This window comes from Streptomyces sp. NPDC001781 (assembly GCF_053596035.1).
Window position 1 is genome coordinate 37,377 of record NZ_JBSFFI010000001.1, and the last position, 16,161, is coordinate 53,537.

Below are 16,161 nucleotides of genomic sequence, written 5' to 3' on the forward strand. Positions count from 1 at the left end.
TGGCACCACCCCGGCCGCGACGGCTCCAGGGCCGGTCCGGCGGATCGGGCTGCGGGGAAGCAGCGGTGCCGGTCGATCCCGGTGAGCCGGATGATCCGCCGGACAGCCCCTAGGCGTCCGCCGGGACCGCGCTGTCCTCGGCGACCCCCGGGGCGTCCCCTTCCGCCGCTTCCGCCGTCCTCGCCCGCCCGGACGAGGCCCGCCGGGTCTCGGCGCGGGCCTCCTCGGCGGCCCGGTCGGGCTTCTCCGGGGTCACGAAGCGGTATCCCACATTGCGGACGGTGCCGATGAGCGACTCGTGCTCCGGGCCGAGCTTGGCCCGCAGCCGACGTACGTGCACGTCCACGGTGCGGGTGCCGCCGAAGTAGTCGTAGCCCCAGACCTCCTGGAGGAGCTGGGCGCGGGTGAAGACGCGGCCGGGGTGCTGGGCCAGGTACTTCAGCAGCTCGAACTCCTTGAAGGTCAGGTCGAGCACGCGGCCCTTGAGCTTCGCGGAGTAGGTGGCCTCGTCCACGGAGAGGTCGCCGTTGCGGATCTCCATGGGGGAGTCGTCGGTGACGAGCTGCTGGCGGCCCGTCGCGAGGCGCAGCCGGGCCTCGACCTCGGCCGGGCCGGCGGTGTCCAGCAGGACGTCGTCGATGCCCCAGTCGGCGGTGACGGCGGCGAGCCCGCCCTCGGTGACCACCAGGACGAGCGGACAGCCGGGCCCGGTGGAGCGCAGCAACTGACACAGGCTGCGCACCTGGGGCAGGTCGCGGCGGCCGTCGACGAGGATGACGTCGGCGCCGGGGGTGTCGACGAGAGCGGGGCCCTCGGCCGGGGCGACCCGCACGCTGTGCAGCAGCAGGCCGAGGGCGGGGAGCACCTCCGTCGACGGCTGGAGGGCGTTGGTCAGGAGCAGCAGCGAACTCATACGTCTGGTTCCTCCTCGGTCCCTGCGAGGACGCGTCCGGTGCGGTACCGAAACACAAAAGGACTCGGGGGCTTCACTGCCCGAGTCCTCTGCCCAGCAGAATAGCCCACATGAGCAACCGTCCGGCGGGTCATGCGACACGTTCCACCATTCGTCCGAACTCCGAGACGGGTCAGAGGTCCGGTGTCCGGACTTTTCTGCGTACGGCCGACGGAATCGCCGTCGACTCCGTATACGATCCCGGACCCGCCGTATACGAGACGGGCCCGGCCGAGGTGGTGTTCGTCGTCGCGCACGGCTTCACCGGGGACGTGGACCGGCCGCACGTGCGCCGGGTGGCCCGCGCCCTGGCCGCCTACGGGGCGGTGGTGACCTTCTCCTTCCGGGGGCACGGCGCCTCCGGCGGGCGCTCCACGGTGGGCGACCGGGAGGTCCTGGACCTGGCGGCGGCCGTTCGGTGGGCGCGCGGCTTCGGGCACGCGCGCGTGGTGACCGTCGGCTTCTCCATGGGCGGCTCGGTGGTGCTGCGGCACGCTGCCCTCAACCCCGGCGCGGTCGACGCGGTGGTCTCGGTCAGCTCGCCCGCCCGCTGGTACTACCGGGGCACGGCGCCGATGCGCCGGCTGCACTGGCTGGTCACCCGCCCCTCGGGCCGGCTGGTCGGCCGGTACGGCTTCCGCACGCGTATCCACGACCGCGACTGGGACCCCGTCCCGCTCTCCCCGGTCCAGGCGGCAGCCCGGCTGGCGCCGGTCCCGCTGCTGGTGGTGCACGGCGACAGCGACGGCTACTTCCCGCTCGACCACCCCCGGATGCTCGCGGACGCGGCCGGGGAGGCGGGCGAACTCTGGCTGGAGCCGGGCATGGGCCACGCGGAGAACGCGGCCGGTGCGGAGCTGCTGGCCCGGATCGGCCGCTGGGCGCGGGCGCGTACCGGTGCGGAGACGGACTAGCCTTGGCCGCACCGTCTTTCTTTGTTGTCCACGCCGTCCGATGAGGAACGAGATGCCCAAGGTCACGGTGCGCTACTGGGCCGCCGCCAAGGCCGCGGCCGGGACCGCCGACGAACCGTTCGACGCCGGCACGCTCGCCGAGGCGCTGGCCTCCGTGCGTGAACGGCACCCCGGCGAACTCACCCGCGTGCTCCAGAGGTGCGCGTTCCTCGTCGACGGCGCTCCCGTCGGGACCCGCGCGCATGAGACGGTACGGCTGGCCGAGGGCGGCACGGTCGAGGTGCTCCCGCCGTTCGCAGGAGGATGAGGCGTTGAGCGACCAGCAGTCGTACGAGGGCGGACCGTACCCGGGGTACGACCCCTACGGGCAGCCGCAGACACCCGGGAACTGGGCCCCGCCGCCGGGGCAGCCGCAGTTCCCCAACCCCTACGCCGACCCCTACGGGGCCCGGCAGGGTGCGGCCCAGCAGGACGCCTACGGCGCCCGGCAGGACCCGTACGGGCCCCAGCACGAGCCGGCCCAGCAGTGGCAGGGGCAGACCTGGGACACCCAGAACCACGCGCGGGTGCCGGTGGCCGAGCAGCCCCCCCAGCAGACCCCCGCCCCGGTGGGGGAGCCGGAGCCCGCCTTCGGTCCCGCCACCCTCGCCGGGAACGCCCGGATCACCGACGCCCAGCGGGCCCGGCTGGAGGGCCGGTCGCCGATCATCGAGCCCGGCATCCAGCCCGCCGCGCTCACGGCGCTGCTCGGCGCCCTGCTCGCGGTGGCCGCGCCGCTCGGCTCGTACGCCCTGGTGGTGCCGCTGGTGCTGCTCCAGGCCGTGACGGCGGCCGGCTGGTTCCGGCTGAACGGGATGTGGCCCGCCCGGCAGGGCATCGCGCTGGCCTTCCTCGGCGGCCTGGTCGCCGACGCCGCCGTGCTGGCGGCGGGCCGTGACCAGGCACCCCTGGCGATCCTCGGCCCGCTCGGCATCTGGATCCTGCTGGCCCTGGTCCTCCAGCTCCGCTCGCACGCCTCGCCGGACGAGCGGATGTACGGCCTGATGGCCACGGTCGCCTCCTCGGCGCTCGCCATCCTCGCCACCGGCTACCTGGGCGCCGCCCCGGCCGCGGTGTCGGCCGGCGCGGCCGGGGTCGCGGTCGCCGTCCTGGCCCGCGCGCTGCCCATGCCCACCCCGGTCTCGGTCGTCTTCTCGCTGCTCGCCGCGGCGGGCGCCGGCTTCGCCGTCGGCGGGCTGACCGACCTCGGCTCCCAGGGCGCGGCCCTCGGCGCGGGCGCGGCCGTCTGCGCCCTCGTCGGCCACCGTGTCGCCGCGTACGACTACCCCTCCCGCTTCGTCCACTTCACCGCGGGCGTCGCCCTTCCCCTCGCGGCCGCCGCCCCGGCGGTCTGGCTTCTGGGCCGCGTCTTCGCCTGACCGGCGCAACCCCGGCCGGCAGTGGTTTCCGGCCGGGGTTTCCGGAAAGCACCGGGGGTAAACGCGGGAAAAGCCGCAGGACGGCGCGGGCCCGTCACAGGTGATCCACAATTCCCGCCCGGGCGGCTCCGGCGGGGCTACCGTGGCGGCGCCGGAACCGAACCGCCGACCCTTGGGGAGAACATGCGGGCCCTGCGAATACTTCTGATCCTCGTCGTGATCCTCGGCGGGCTCTTCGTGATCGCGGACCGGGTGGCGGTGCACTTCGCCGAGGGCGAGGTCGCGGACCGGGTCCGGGCGCGGGAGAACCTGGCCTCGACACCGGACGTGGACATCGAGGGCTTCCCGTTCCTCACCCAGGTGGCGGCCGGTTCGCTGGACGGCGTGGAGCTGGGCATCAAGTCCTACCCGGTGCCCACCGGTGCCGAGGGCCGCACCATCCGCATCGACGACCTGAAGGCCGACCTGAAGGACGTGAAGTTCTCCGGCGACTACTCCTCGGCCACCGCCAGGAGCGGCACCGGTTCCGCGACCATCGCCTACGACCAGCTCATGCAGGCCGCCAAGACCGAGCCGACCGAGCTGGCGCCCGGCATCACCGCCCGGATCACCGGCCTGGGCGACGGCGGCGACGGCAAGATCAAGGTCTCGGTGAAGCTCGGCATCCCGGCGCTCGGCATCCAGCGGACCATCCCGGTGCTCAGCTCCCTCGACGTCAAGGGCGGCAAGGTCTCGGTGCACGCCGACGCGCTGCCGGTCATCGCGGGCGCCAACCTGGCGGACGGCACCTTCCGCCAGATCACCGACTTCCAGCAGGCCCTGGACCGGTTGCCGGGCGGCATCGCGGTGAGCAGTGTGCGGGCCACGGAGGACGGGGTGCGGATCGGCGTGACGGGTTCGGACCTGAAGCTGGCCGGTTAGGACCCCGCCGGAGCCCGTACCCCTGTCCGACTGACGAGACGCGGTGTCCGCACCGCAGATGTGCGGCGGACGCGAAGGTCGACGGAAACCGCCTCGCGCCCCGGAACCCGGAGCGCGAGGCGGTTTCCGTGCACCTGGACACCTCGACGGTGACCGGCATCCGGACGATCGCGTCTCACCATCCGACACGCCGGTGACACGTGCGCCCGGATCTCCTTACGATCGACGGCATGAAGCGACAGGCGGATCTCACGAAGCGGCGGGCAGTGGACCTGTGCCGCGTTGCCGCCATGCTCTGTCGCCCCTTCTGAGCGGAAGTCACCGCGCTCCCGCATCTCCATGCCGCCCTGCTGGAAGGGCATTCGTGCGCCGTCGCACACCCGTGTGCACGCGCACCCCTCTCACCGCACGCCACCGTGACTGCCCCGGAGGAGAAGAAAGCATGAGCCGCAGCGACGTCCTGGTCGACGCCGACTGGGTGCAGGAGCACCTCGACGACCCGACCATCGCCCTCGTGGAGGTGGACGAGGACACGTCCGCCTACGAGAAGAACCACATCCGCAACGCGATCCGCGTCGACTGGACCAAGGATCTCCAGGACCCGGTCCGCCGCGACTTCATCGACCAGGAGGGCTTCGAGAAGCTCCTGTCGGAGAAGGGCATCGGCAACGACACCCTGGTCGTCCTCTACGGCGGCAACAACAACTGGTTCGCGTCCTACGCGTACTGGTACTTCAAGCTCTACGGCCATGACAACGTCAAGCTCCTCGACGGCGGCCGCAAGAAGTGGGAGCTGGACGCCCGCGAGCTGGTCTCCGGTGACGAGGTGCCCGAGCGGCCGAAGACCGAGTACCGGGCCAAGCCGCAGAACACCGCGATCCGCGCCTTCCGTGACGACGTGGTGGCCGCGATCGGCACCCAGAACCTGGTCGACGTGCGCTCGCCCGACGAGTTCTCCGGCAAGCTGCTCGCCCCGGCCCACCTCCCGCAGGAGCAGTCGCAGCGCCCCGGCCACGTGCCCAGCGCCCGCAACATCCCGTGGTCGAAGAACGCCAACGACGACGGCACCTTCAAGTCCGACGAGGAGCTGAAGGAGCTGTACGCGGCGGAGGGCATCGACCTCGCCAAGGACACCATCGCCTACTGCCGCATCGGCGAGCGCTCGGCGCTCACCTGGTTCGTGCTGCACGAGCTGCTGGGCGTGGAGAACGTCAGGAACTACGACGGTTCCTGGACCGAGTACGGCTCGCTGGTCGGCGTGCCGATCGAGCTGGGCGCAGCCAAGTAAGCAACCCCGACCGACCTTCTGGTCAGACCGTTACGGAGAAGGACATGTGTGGAGCGAAGGCCGGCGGCCCGGACGCCTCGACGATTCGGCCCGGTGAGACCACCATCCAGGGGCAGGTGACGCGGGACGGCGAGCCGGTGACGGGCTACGTCCGCCTGCTGGACTCGACGGGCGAGTTCACCGCGGAGGTCCCCACCTCCGCCACGGGGCAGTTCCGCTTCTACGCGGCCGAGGGCACGTGGACCCTGCGCGCCCTGGTGCCGGGCGGCACCGCGGACCGCACGGTCGTCGCCCAGCCGGGCGGTCTGGCCGAGGTCGCCATCGCCGTCTGAGACGTCCGCGGACGCCCGCGGCCGGGGCAAGGGGCCGCGCCCACCGGGTTGGACACCTGGGGCGCGGCCCTTCCGGCTGTCCGGACCTACTCTGGAGTCATGTACGCACGGCGGCGTCGCTGGTACTTCGTGATGATGGGGGTCTGCGTCGTCCTCTTCGTCCTCGCCTGGGCGGTGGTCCGGATCTGGTCCGTCCCGGCGGCGGTCGGTATGTGCCTGTTCGCCATGGTGATCCCGCCGGTGGCCGCGATGGTCGCGAACCGGCGCGGACCGGAGGACCGGTGGTGGGACGCGCCCTCGGGTGATCCCGAGTCCGACGACTGGTGGGACGAACTGGACGGCAAGAAGCGCCCGCGTTCCTGAGGGCTGTCCCGGGCCTCGGTGCGCGCCGATTCCGGCAGGCGGGGGGTCAGTAGACGAGGGCCTGCGTGCCGTCCGCCATGACCTCCTGCACGAAGACCTGGGCGCCGGCGATACGCACGCCCTCGATGACGTCCCCCTCGCCGATGTCCCGCCGTACCGCGCACTGCGTGCACAGGGTGACCCGTCCCGCCGAGAGCACCGACTCCAGCAGGTCCTGCAACGGCGCCGCGTGCGGCAGCTCGAACTCCGCCGCCCGCCCCGGCAACGCGAACCACGCCGACTCCCCGGTCAGCCACACCGACACGTCCACCCCACTCGCCACGGCCACCGCCGCCACGGTGAACGCCTGAGAACACCGCTCCGGAGCGTCGGCCCCGGAGGTCACCTTGATCACGAGCTTGTTCGCCATGCGGCGATCGTAGTGCGGGCCCCCGCACGGCTCCCGGCACCCGCATCCGGACCTCGCCAAGAGACTCCCACCCCGGCCGCGTAAGCTGGGCGCGGCTCTGTCGTACGTCCACTTCCGCTCAAGGAGCACACCCGTGGAGATCTTCTTCGAACTGCTGCTGGTCCTGGTCTGCGTCGGCGTGCTCGCCTTCGCCGGACTGACCGTGAAGAAGCTGTACCAGGGCCAGCGCTGAAGCACCGCCCCAGAACCGACAGGAACGGCCGCTCATGATCGAGATCCCGTCTGACCTGAACAAGGACCTCGTCCCCCTCGCCTTTCTGCTGGGCAACTGGGCCGGCGCGGGTGTTCACGACTTCCCCGGCTCCGAGAAGTGCAACTTCGGCCAGGAGGTGAGCTTCAGCCACGACGGCCGGGACTTCCTGGAGTACCGGTCCCGTACCTGGGTCCTCGACAGCGAGGGCAACAAGGTCCGTCCGCTGGAGTCCGAGTCCGGCTTCTGGCGCATCGACGCCGAGCGCAGGATCACGGTCACGATGACCCGCGACGACGGCGTGGTGGAGATCTGGTACGGCGAGCTGGCGGACAAGAAGCCCCAGATCGACCTGGTCACCGACGCGGTCGCCCGCACCCCGGAGTCGCCGGCGTACTCGGGCGGCAAGCGGCTGTACGGCTACGTCAAGGGCGACCTCATGTGGGTCGGCGAGAAGCAGACCCCCGAGGTCGAGCTGCGCCCCTACATGTCGGCCCAGCTCAAGAAGGCCGTCACCCCCGAGGACGTCGAGCGCTGGGCGAAGGACCTCCCCGAGGACATGCCCGACGACGGCATCGCGTTCTTCAAGTAGGCCCGTGCCGGACCGGGCCGGCGCGCCCGTGCGAGCGGGGTGCCCGGCCCGGCGGCCCTACACTTCCAGTGTGGTGAGCACCGACTGGAAGAGTGACCTCAGGCAGCGCGGTTACCGGCTGACGCCGCAGCGGCAACTCGTGCTCGAAGCCGTGGACTCCCTGGAGCACGCGACGCCGGACGACATCCTCGTCGAGGTCAGGAGGACCGCCTCCGGGGTCAACATCTCCACCGTGTACCGCACGCTGGAACTCCTGGAGGAGCTGGGCCTGGTCAGCCATGCCCATCTCGGCCACGGCGCCCCCACCTATCACCTCGCCGACCGCCACCACCATCTCCACCTGGTCTGCCGGGACTGCGAGAACGTGATCGAGGCGGACGTGGAGGTCGCCGCGGACTTCACCGCGCGGCTGCGCGAGCAGTTCGGGTTCGACACCGACATGAAGCACTTCGCGATCTTCGGCCGGTGCGCGGACTGCACGGTGAAGAGTGCGAGCACCCCGTCGTAGGCTGGCCCGTATGAAGAGCCCCCTGCTGTCCCTGCCCGGCGCCGTCCCCGCCGAGGGCGTGGACGAAGGCGTCGCCGCCCACTACGGCGACCTGTTCCGCGAGCAGCGCGCCCTCGCCGACGGCACCGGTTTCGTCGACCTCTCCCACCGGGGCGTCGTCGCCGTGACCGGCGCGGACCGGCTGAGCTGGCTGCACCTGCTGCTCACCCAGCACGTCAGCGAACTCCCGGCCGGCGAGGCCACAGAGGCGCTCGTTCTCTCCGCCAACGGGCACATCGAGCACGCCCTGTACCTGGTGGACGACGGCACGACCGTCTGGGCGCACGTCGAGCCCGGTACCCAGGAGGCGCTGATCGCCTACCTGGAGTCGATGAAGTTCTTCTACCGCGTCGAGGTAGCCGACCGCACCGCCGACACCGCGGTGGTCCACCTCCCCGCCGGCTCCATCACCGAGGTCCCCGAGGGCGTGGTGGTCCGCGAGACGCCGTACGGCCGTGATCTGTTCCTGCCGCGCGAGCGGCTGGAGGAGTTCGCCGCCCGCTCCGGTCCGGCCGCCGGGCTCCTCGCCCACGAGGCGCTCCGGGTCGAGCAGCACCGGCCCCGCCTCGGCTTCGAGACCGACCACCGTACGATCCCGCACGAGCTGGGCTGGATCGGCACCGCCGTACACCTGCAGAAGGGCTGCTACCGCGGCCAGGAGACGGTCGCCCGCGTGCAGAACCTGGGCAAGCCCCCGCGCCGCCTGGTCTTCCTGCACCTCGACGGCAGCGACGTCCACCTCCCCCCGCCCGGCACCGAGATCCGCCTCGCGGACGACGGCCCCGACGGCCGCAGGATCGGACTGGTGACGACGTCCGTGCGCCACCACGAGCTCGGCCCCGTCGCCCTCGCCGTCATCAAGCGCAACGTCCCCACCGACGCGCGGCTCCTGGCCGGAGACACGGCGGCGGCGCAGGAGACGGTCGTCGAGCCGTGAGCGGGTGTCCTGGGTGAGCGGCAGACACATCGGGGCGATGCACGCGAGCGGCTTCTTGCTGCTGTGCTCGTTCGCGGTGATGCCCTCCTGGCTCGCCGGGGCGGCCTACGCGACACCGCCCGGCGATCCGGCCGCGGACGCCCCGTTCACGGTGCTGCTCGTCGTGCCGCTGCTCGTTCTCGGCCTGCACGTCGCCGTCCAGATCCCGGCCGGGCTGCTGGGCGCGCGGCTCGGGCGCGGGAGGTGGGGGCGGTACGGGCGCGGGAGGTGGGGGCGGTACGCGGTGTCCCTGGCCGTGGCCGCCGCGCTCACGACGCCGCTGCTGCGGGGCGGCACCGGGATGTGGCTCGACGCCCTGGCCCGTACCGCGCTCGGGCTGGGGGCGTACGCCTGGGTGCTGGACCGCGCGGGGCACGAGGGTCACCTCTCTGCCCGGCCGGGGAGGTAGGACCGCCGCGGCCCGCCACCCGTTCGGCGTCTGCCGGGGCGCGCAGGGGTGGCTGCGGTTGCGGGGACGCGGCCGCACGGAGAGGCTGCAGGCACAGGGCCCCCGGGAGCGACGGCGGAGCGATGACTGTAACGGTGGTGTCGATGCCGGAGGTGACCGTCACCCGGACGGACCTCGCCGGCGCCAGGGAGCGGCTGACCGGGGATTCCCTGCTTCTCGTCGACGTCGAACTCCCGCCGGACGCCCGGCCGGTTTCCCTCGCCGCCCGGCTGGGACTCGACGCCGAGGAGCTGGACTGGTTCGGCAGGCCCGGAGAGCCGGCGCGGGCCGACTACCTGGGGGACCGGGCCGGCTTCGTGGTGCCCGTGGTGCACGGGGAGACGATCCATCATGTGCACGTCGTGGTGACCGACCGTTTCCTGGCCACCGCGCACCACGGCCAGGCGGGCCTCGCCGAGAAGATCGCCCGGGGACTGCGGCACGAGCGGCCGGTGGACACGGTGCACATGCTCTTCATCGTGCTCCAGGAGGCCCTGGCGACGTTCCGGCTGGCCGCCGTGCGGAACCTGCTGGAGACCGAGGAACTCGAGGACGAGATGTTCGAGGACCGCAGGTCCGAGCAGCTCCAGTCGCTGGCGCGGCTGCGACGGAGCGCAGCCCAGCTCCACCACGCTCTGCTGCCGTTCCTCCAGGTGACCGACGCGGTTCTGACGCGGCGGATGATGAACCCCTCCTTCCCCGATGAACGGCAGCGCTGCGCCCGGGAGTTCCAGACGGCCGGACGCATGGTGCTGGCCGACATCGAGTCGCTCCAGGAAGCCACCCGCCGGTCGTTCAGCAGCTACTCCTCGCTCGTCGCGGGTGAGCAGAACAGCGTGATCAACCGGCTGGCGCTCGTGTCGGTGATCTTCCTGCCGCTGTCGTTCCTCACCGGGTTCTTCGGCATGAACTTCACTTTTCTCACCGACAAGCTGGAGACCAGGGACGACTTCTGGCTGCTCGCCATCGGGCTGCAGGCCCTGGTTCTGCTGGGTTCGTTCTACCTGCTGCACCGCACCCGCATCTGGCGCCGGCTCCTGGACGAGGACTAGGGTCTTTCGTTCGGATCAGGCCGGATCAGGGAGCGGGGGCTCCTGGCCCCTGCTCGGTCCGAACGAGCGGCCCTAGACCTCGACCAGGATCGTGAAGGGGCCGTCGTTCACCAGGGAGACCCGCATCCGGGCCCCGAAGCGGCCGGTGGCCACCGTGGCGCCGAGGGCGCGGAGCCGGGCGACGACCTCGTCCACCAGCGGTTCGGCGACCGGGCCGGGGGCGGCGGCGTTCCAGGTGGGGCGGCGGCCCTTGCGGGCGTCGCCGTAGAGGGTGAACTGGCTGACGACCAGCAGCGGGGCACCGATGTCGCTGCACGACCTCTCGTCGGACAGCATGCGCACCGACCAGAGTTTGCGGGCCAGCTGGGCCGCCTTCTCCTTGGTGTCCTCGTGGGTCACGCCGACCAGGACGCACAGGCCCTCGCCCTCGATCGCGCCCACCGTCTCGCCGTCCACGACGACGCTCGCGCCGTCCACCCGTTGCACCACCGCACGCATGGGCACCATCATGCCGTGCGCGGCCGGGGTCACCCCGGTGCGGGGGTCCGCAACCAATCCATACCCCCCATCCAGGGCCGTTCGGGGGCAGTCGGTCACATAGCGGCCACCGGGGGTGGCACGATGCTTCCCACACGCCGGTCGAGGGGACGGTCCACCGCACATGAGCACATCGAGCACCAGTGATCCGGTCACACACCGGCCGCCCGCACAGCGCGCCGAGAGCCCGCCGAGCCCGCAGCCCGAGGAGTCCGGCGCGAACGTCCTGGCCCCGCTGAGCCTGCCCGAGCTGCGTGCTCTGCGCCGGGACGCCCAGCGGGAGGAGGCCGATCTGAGCTACGTCCGGCGGCTGCTCCAGGGCCGGATCGACATCCTGCGCGCCGAGCTGGCCCGCCGGGGCGGGGAGCGGGTACCGGCGCCGGTGGACGGGTCCGTGGTGGAGCGGCTGTCGGAGATCCTCGCCGACGCCCCGGCCCGCCACCGCTCCTCCGCCCGCCATGTCACCCTCGGCACCCCGCACAGCGAGGAGTACGGCAAGCTCGCGGCCGAGATGCTCGCCGAGGTGGAGCTGTCCGACCTCACCGCCCGCACGGACGCCGAACTGGCGGCCGCCATGGGCCGGCTGACCGGGTACGAGCAGCAGATCTCCCACCGGCGCCAGGGTCTCCAGCGCACCGCCGACGACTCCGGCGGCGAGATCGCGCGCCGGTACCGGGCGGGCGAGGCCCAGGTCGACGACCTGCTGGCGTGAGCCGGACGGGGAACCGGAAACCCGCGCGACACATGCCGGTTCCCGTGGCTACCTTGGCCCCATGATCGACGTACGCCCCGTGGCCGAGGACGCATTCGACAACTGGCACCGCGCGCTGGACACCGGCTTCCTCAAGGAACCGGTGCTCACTTCGGAGCAGCGGGCCGCGAGGCTGCGGCAGTTCGAGCCGGGCCGGTCGCTCGGCGCCTTCGACGGCGCACGCTGCGTGGGCACCTACCGCTCCTTCGCGCAGGAGGTCACCGCGGTCGGCGGCGCGTACGTCCCCGCGAACGCGGTCTCCAACGTCACCGTCTCCCCGACGCACCGCCGTCGCGGCCTGCTCACCCGGATGATGCGCGAGGACCTGGCGGCGGCACGGGAGCGCGGTGACGTGGTCGCCACGCTGCTCGCGGCCGAGTACCCGATCTACGGCAGGCACGGCTTCGGCCCGGCGACCTGGGCGACCGACTGGACCGTGGACGTGAGGCGTTCGGGGCTCGATCCGCGCTGGGCGGGCCCCGCGGACGGTGCCCGGATCGACCTGGTGGGCGGCGCCGAGGTGCGCACGCTGGGCCCGGAGCTGTCCGAGCGGGTGCGGGCGGTGACGCCGGGGGCGATCGGCCGGGACGAGCTGTGGTGGGACGCCAGTACCGGGGTGGCCCGCTTCGGCCGGGACTGGACCGAGCCGTTCTACGCGGTGTACCGGTCCGCCTCCGGTGAGGTGGAGGGCCTGGTGTCGTACCGCTGCGAGGCCAAGTGGGAGGGGCAGCAGCCGGACAACACGGCCAAGGTCGACTGGCTGACCGCCGCGACCCCGGCGGCCGAGACCGCGCTGTGGCGCTACCTGTGCTCGATCGACTGGATCGCCCACGTCAGGAGCGGCTGGCGGGCCCCGGACTCCCTGCTCCCCTTCCTGCTGCCCGACGCCCGCGCGGCCCGTGTCGAGACGCACGCGGACTGGCTGTGGGTCCGGCTGCTGGACGTCGTACGGGCGCTGGAGGCGCGGAGCTACGAGCGGTCCGGGTCGCTGGTGATCGAGGTGCTGGACGAGGACGGCACGGCGGGCGGGCGGTACCGGCTGGAGGCGTCCCCCGACGGCGCGTCCTGCACCCCGGCGGGCGGTGCGTCCGCCGAGCTGACGCTGCCGGTGGCCGAGCTGGCCACGGTGTGGCTCGGGGACGGCTCACTGGCACGGCTGGCGGCGCTGGGGCGTGTCCAGGAGGAGCGGGAGGGCGCCGCCGGTGCGGCCGACGCCCTGTTCCGCACGTCCGTGCGCCCGTGGTGCCCGGACTCCTTCTGACCCCGGTCGCCTCCTGCCGTGCCGGCGGCCGTTCATCCGTAGCGTGCTGTTCGGTTGTGGCTGTGCGCTGACGCTGTTCGGTTGTGGCTGTGCGGGTGTTCAGTTGTGGCTGTGCGCTCCCGTGGCCGCCCCCTGCCGGGCTCCCGGCTCCCCTCCGGAGGGGAACCCGGTCGGCCAACCGCCGGAAAGCTCGACCATGTCGGTCAAGTTGGCTGCCAACTTCACTGTAGTTATAGCCGCCCGGAAGCGGCTCATAACCATCATCCCGCGAACTGCCGGAAGATGGCGGGAAGTTGTAGCCTTTGTCCGTGGACCCGGAACACGTCTCCGCCACTGGGCGGAACAGGTCACCACGGCCACAGCCCTCACGTGTCACCTCTCGCGTGGTGGCCGACACCCTGCGCACCCGTATCGACGCCGGTGTGCTGCGTCCCGGCGAGCGGCTGCCCACCCAGGCGGAGCTGGCCGAGGAGTTCGGGGTCGAGCGCGGCACGGTCCGCGAGGCGCTGCGCATCCTGCGCGTCGAGCGTCTGCTCACCGGATCGTCGCAGGGCAGCCCCGCCACGGTGGCCGTCCCGCCCGGCGCGGCCGGCCCGGCCGCTCCGCCGCAGCCCACGATGGCGGGGCTCGCACCCCGCGTCGCGGCCGCCTTCGCGGTGCCGCACGTCCGCGTGGACGCCCTCTGCCTGACCTCCGTCTCGCTGACGCTCGCCATCGGGGAACCGCTGCGCCAGATCCACGAGGGCTGGCTGAAACCGGCCAAGATCGACGTACGGCTGCTGCTGCCGAGCCGTGACATCGCCCTCGCCTTCCCCGCCCCGGTGGACGCCGCCGACACCGCGCTGCTGCACCGGCGCTGGCTGGCCCAGCGCAACGCCCAGGGCGAGGTGCTCCGGCACAACCTGCTCGCCCTGCGCGGCACGCACGGCATCGACGTCCGGGTCCGCTTCCGCGCGCTCCCCTTCACCCCGCCGGTCAAGCTGTATCTGCTCAACGGCTCCGAGGCGCTGTTCGCCTACTACACGCTGGCCCGGCGCGAGCGGGACATCGGCCCGGAGCACCTGACGCTGTACGACGCCGAGGGCACCCGGTCGATGCTGTTCGCCTTCGCGCGGGGGGCCGGGGAGCGGGACACCGAGTTCGTGGCGCAGTCGCGGCTCTGGTTCGACGCACTGTGGGAGACGATCAGCTCGGAGCTGGTGCTGGGGTAGGGCCTCTCGTTCGGATCATGCCGGGCTCGCGGGTTCCGGTACCGGACCCGGCCTGATCCGAACGAAAGGCCCTGGCCGAGTTGGCGGCCAACTCATGCCAAGAGATCTGCACTTGGCCGCTGCTTGCCGACAACTGCCAGCAGATGGACTGAGGTTGTACCGTTTGGTGGTGACCCAGGAGAACGTGGCAGTGAGCGGCAGACGGTTCACCGCCCAGGAGATCGCGGAGGCCCTGCGCGCCCGCATCCGCGCCGGTGAGCTGAGGGCGGGCGAGCGGCTGCCCACCCAGGCCGAGCTGGCCGAGGAGTTCGGCGTGGAGCGCGGCGCGGTCCGTCAGGCGCTGCGCCTGCTGCACGACGAGGGTCTGCTCACCGGCGTCACCAAGGGCAGCCCCCCGCGCGTCGCGCGACCCGCCCCGGCACAGGACGGCCCCCAGCCCACGATGGTCGCCCTGGCCCACCGGCTGGCGGAGGCGTTCACCGCGTCCCACGTCCGCGTCGACGCCCTCTGCCTGACCGCGCAGAGCCTGATCCCCGCCCTCGGCGAGCCGCTCCGCCTGATCCACGAGGGCCGGGTGCGTCCCGAGCGCATCGACGTCCGCGTCCTGCTCCCCTCGCGGGACATCAGCCTCGCCTTCCCGGTCCCCGTGGACCCCGGCGGGGACGACGCGGACCCGGTGCACCGGCGCTGGCTGGCGATGCGCAACGCCCAGGGGCAGGTGCTCCAGTACAACCTCAACGCCCTGCGGGCCACGCACGACATCGACGTCCACGTCACCTTCCGCGCCCTGCCCTTCACCCCGCCGGCCAAGCTGTACCTGCTCAACGGCACGGAGGCGCTGTACGCGTACTACATGGTCACCCGGCGTGAGGAGCCCACCGACACCGGCACCCTGGAGATGTTCGACACCCTCGGCTCGGAGTCGATGCTGTTCTCCTTCGAGAAGCGGTCGGGCCAACGGGACGCCTCCTTCGTGGAACAGTCGCAGAAGTGGTTCGACGCCCTCTGGGAAACCATCACGACGGACCTGACACTCTCCTAGTGACTTCCAAGACACCGGAAACGACGCAGCATGAGCTGATGCCGACCGAAACGGTCGAGGAGAAGAGCGACCAGGGGACCGAGAAGCTACGGGAACTGATCGGGGCGCGGGTCGTCCTCTGGGACTTCGACGGCCCGGTCTGCCGCCTGTTCGCCCGGCACCGCGCCGAGCGGGTCGCGGCCGGGCTGGTGGAGTGGCTGGCCGGGCGCGGACTGCGCGGGCTGCTCACCGAGGACGAGCGGGAGACGCTGGACCCGCAGGTGGTGCTGCGCGCGGTGGACCGCCGCCACCCCGGCAGCGATCTCGTCGCCGAGCTGGAGGAACGCCTCACCCAGGACGAGCTGCTGGCCGCCGCCTCCGCCTGGCCCACCCCGTACGCCGACCCGCTGATCCGCACCTGGGCCGCCGTCGGCTCCCGGCTGGCGGTCACCACCAACAACTCCCCGCGCGTGGTCCACGCCTACCTCGCCGGACGCGGCCTGACCGGCTGCTTCGCCCCGCACATCTACGGCCGCACCGCCGACCTGCACCGCCTCAAGCCCGACCCGCACTGCCTCAACCGGGCCCTCGCCGCCCTGGGCGCCGCCCCCGAGTCCGCGCTGATGATCGGGGACTCGCCGAGCGACCTCGTCGCCGCCGAGCGGGCGGGGGTGCGCTTCCTCGGCCTGGCGACCGGCGAGCGCCGCGCCAAGCAGCTGCGCGCCTCGGGCGCCGACACGGTCCTGACCTCCCTCGAACCCGTGCTGCACGCGCTGCGCGGGTAGCCGTTGGCACGCGTGTGCACCCCGTCGCCGGTACGGGGGAACAGGGCCGGAGTCGTGGGGCGGTGACCTGCTCCCGAGGCGGTACCGTGCTGCCACTTCCGCCCCTTTCGGCAGGGCGCACGGCGAGAGAACG

The 16,161-nt window shown here is 72.4% G+C and carries 21 protein-coding genes; 18 read left to right on the plus strand and 3 right to left on the minus strand.

Annotated elements, in window-relative coordinates; all coding sequences use genetic code 11:
• Nucleotides 1–109 precede the first annotated feature (109 nt).
• A complete protein-coding gene (locus ACWCV3_RS00190; RefSeq protein ID WP_451215969.1) occupies nt 110–913 on the minus strand; it encodes a winged helix-turn-helix transcriptional regulator in 804 nt (267 codons plus the stop codon).
• Between the two features lie 110 nt (nt 914–1,023).
• Between ACWCV3_RS00190 and ACWCV3_RS00195 the strand changes: the two genes are divergently transcribed.
• From ACWCV3_RS00195 to ACWCV3_RS00230, 8 genes are all read left to right on the plus strand, one after another.
• On the plus strand, nt 1,024–1,866 hold the full coding sequence (locus ACWCV3_RS00195; protein ID WP_451215972.1) for an alpha/beta hydrolase: 843 nt from the start codon (nt 1,024–1,026) through the stop codon (nt 1,864–1,866).
• Between the two features lie 52 nt (nt 1,867–1,918).
• Nucleotides 1,919–2,173 (plus strand): MoaD/ThiS family protein, encoded by a 255-nt coding sequence (locus ACWCV3_RS00200; RefSeq protein ID WP_451215976.1) that lies wholly within the window; start codon nt 1,919–1,921, stop codon nt 2,171–2,173.
• Between the two features lie 4 nt (nt 2,174–2,177).
• Nucleotides 2,178–3,284, plus strand: a complete 1,107-nt coding sequence (locus ACWCV3_RS00205) for a hypothetical protein (protein ID WP_451215979.1) — start codon at nt 2,178–2,180, stop codon at nt 3,282–3,284.
• A gap of 183 nt (nt 3,285–3,467) precedes the next feature.
• Nucleotides 3,468–4,205, plus strand: a complete 738-nt coding sequence (locus ACWCV3_RS00210; protein ID WP_451215982.1) for an LmeA family phospholipid-binding protein — start codon at nt 3,468–3,470, stop codon at nt 4,203–4,205.
• A 230-nt stretch (nt 4,206–4,435) separates the two neighbouring features.
• A complete protein-coding gene (locus tag ACWCV3_RS00215; protein ID WP_350751515.1) occupies nt 4,436–4,516 on the plus strand; it encodes an Ms5788A family Cys-rich leader peptide in 81 nt (26 codons plus the stop codon).
• A gap of 131 nt (nt 4,517–4,647) precedes the next feature.
• Nucleotides 4,648–5,493 carry a sulfurtransferase gene (locus ACWCV3_RS00220; protein WP_451215984.1) on the plus strand — a complete coding sequence of 282 codons (846 nt, stop codon included), beginning with the start codon at nt 4,648–4,650 and terminating at the stop codon, nt 5,491–5,493.
• Nucleotides 5,494–5,537: 44 nt separating this feature from the next.
• Nucleotides 5,538–5,825 (plus strand): DUF1416 domain-containing protein, encoded by a 288-nt coding sequence (locus ACWCV3_RS00225; RefSeq protein ID WP_451215987.1) that lies wholly within the window; start codon nt 5,538–5,540, stop codon nt 5,823–5,825.
• 99 nt (nt 5,826–5,924) lie between these two features.
• A complete protein-coding gene (locus ACWCV3_RS00230; RefSeq protein ID WP_078858349.1) occupies nt 5,925–6,188 on the plus strand; it encodes a DUF3099 domain-containing protein in 264 nt (87 codons plus the stop codon).
• A 46-nt stretch (nt 6,189–6,234) separates the two neighbouring features.
• Here the strand turns inward: ACWCV3_RS00230 and ACWCV3_RS00235 are convergent, their stop codons facing one another.
• A complete protein-coding gene (locus tag ACWCV3_RS00235) occupies nt 6,235–6,597 on the minus strand; it encodes a DsrE family protein (RefSeq protein ID WP_086694126.1) in 363 nt (120 codons plus the stop codon).
• Between the two features lie 266 nt (nt 6,598–6,863).
• On the opposite strand from ACWCV3_RS00235, the gene ACWCV3_RS00240 reads away from it, so the two are divergent.
• From ACWCV3_RS00240 to ACWCV3_RS00260, 5 genes are all read left to right on the plus strand, one after another.
• Nucleotides 6,864–7,439, plus strand: coding sequence for an FABP family protein (locus ACWCV3_RS00240; protein WP_451215991.1), 576 nt, complete (start codon nt 6,864–6,866; stop codon nt 7,437–7,439).
• Nucleotides 7,440–7,509: 70 nt separating this feature from the next.
• Nucleotides 7,510–7,947 (plus strand): Fur family transcriptional regulator, encoded by a 438-nt coding sequence (locus ACWCV3_RS00245; RefSeq protein WP_451215994.1) that lies wholly within the window; start codon nt 7,510–7,512, stop codon nt 7,945–7,947.
• Between the two features lie 10 nt (nt 7,948–7,957).
• Nucleotides 7,958–8,923 (plus strand): CAF17-like 4Fe-4S cluster assembly/insertion protein YgfZ, encoded by a 966-nt coding sequence (ygfZ, locus tag ACWCV3_RS00250; RefSeq protein WP_451215997.1) that lies wholly within the window; start codon nt 7,958–7,960, stop codon nt 8,921–8,923.
• Between the two features lie 13 nt (nt 8,924–8,936).
• Nucleotides 8,937–9,371 (plus strand): hypothetical protein, encoded by a 435-nt coding sequence (locus ACWCV3_RS00255; RefSeq protein ID WP_451216000.1) that lies wholly within the window; start codon nt 8,937–8,939, stop codon nt 9,369–9,371.
• A 122-nt stretch (nt 9,372–9,493) separates the two neighbouring features.
• Nucleotides 9,494–10,462 carry a CorA family divalent cation transporter gene (locus tag ACWCV3_RS00260; protein WP_451216003.1) on the plus strand — a complete coding sequence of 323 codons (969 nt, stop codon included), beginning with the start codon at nt 9,494–9,496 and terminating at the stop codon, nt 10,460–10,462.
• A 72-nt stretch (nt 10,463–10,534) separates the two neighbouring features.
• Here ACWCV3_RS00260 and dtd read toward each other — a convergent pair whose 3' ends face one another.
• Nucleotides 10,535–10,960, minus strand: a complete 426-nt coding sequence (gene dtd, locus ACWCV3_RS00265) for a D-aminoacyl-tRNA deacylase (protein WP_451216006.1) — start codon at nt 10,958–10,960, stop codon at nt 10,535–10,537.
• Between the two features lie 163 nt (nt 10,961–11,123).
• On the opposite strand from dtd, the gene ACWCV3_RS00270 reads away from it, so the two are divergent.
• The 5 genes from ACWCV3_RS00270 (at nt 11,124) to ACWCV3_RS00290 (ending at nt 16,028) form a co-directional block, all read left to right on the plus strand.
• The gene (locus ACWCV3_RS00270) at nt 11,124–11,711 is read left to right on the plus strand and encodes an RsiG family protein (protein ID WP_451216009.1); all 588 of its coding nucleotides are present in this window, start codon (nt 11,124–11,126) and stop codon (nt 11,709–11,711) included.
• 61 nt (nt 11,712–11,772) lie between these two features.
• On the plus strand, nt 11,773–13,011 hold the full coding sequence (locus tag ACWCV3_RS00275) for a GNAT family N-acetyltransferase (RefSeq protein ID WP_451216012.1): 1,239 nt from the start codon (nt 11,773–11,775) through the stop codon (nt 13,009–13,011).
• Between the two features lie 302 nt (nt 13,012–13,313).
• Nucleotides 13,314–14,222, plus strand: a complete 909-nt coding sequence (locus tag ACWCV3_RS00280) for a winged helix-turn-helix domain-containing protein (protein WP_451216015.1) — start codon at nt 13,314–13,316, stop codon at nt 14,220–14,222.
• Between the two features lie 163 nt (nt 14,223–14,385).
• Nucleotides 14,386–15,264: a GntR family transcriptional regulator gene (locus tag ACWCV3_RS00285; protein ID WP_451216018.1), complete on the plus strand. Its 879-nt coding sequence runs from the start codon at nt 14,386–14,388 to the stop codon at nt 15,262–15,264.
• 38 nt (nt 15,265–15,302) lie between these two features.
• Nucleotides 15,303–16,028 carry an HAD family hydrolase gene (locus ACWCV3_RS00290; protein ID WP_451216021.1) on the plus strand — a complete coding sequence of 242 codons (726 nt, stop codon included), beginning with the start codon at nt 15,303–15,305 and terminating at the stop codon, nt 16,026–16,028.
• Nucleotides 16,029–16,161: the final 133 nt, after the last annotated feature.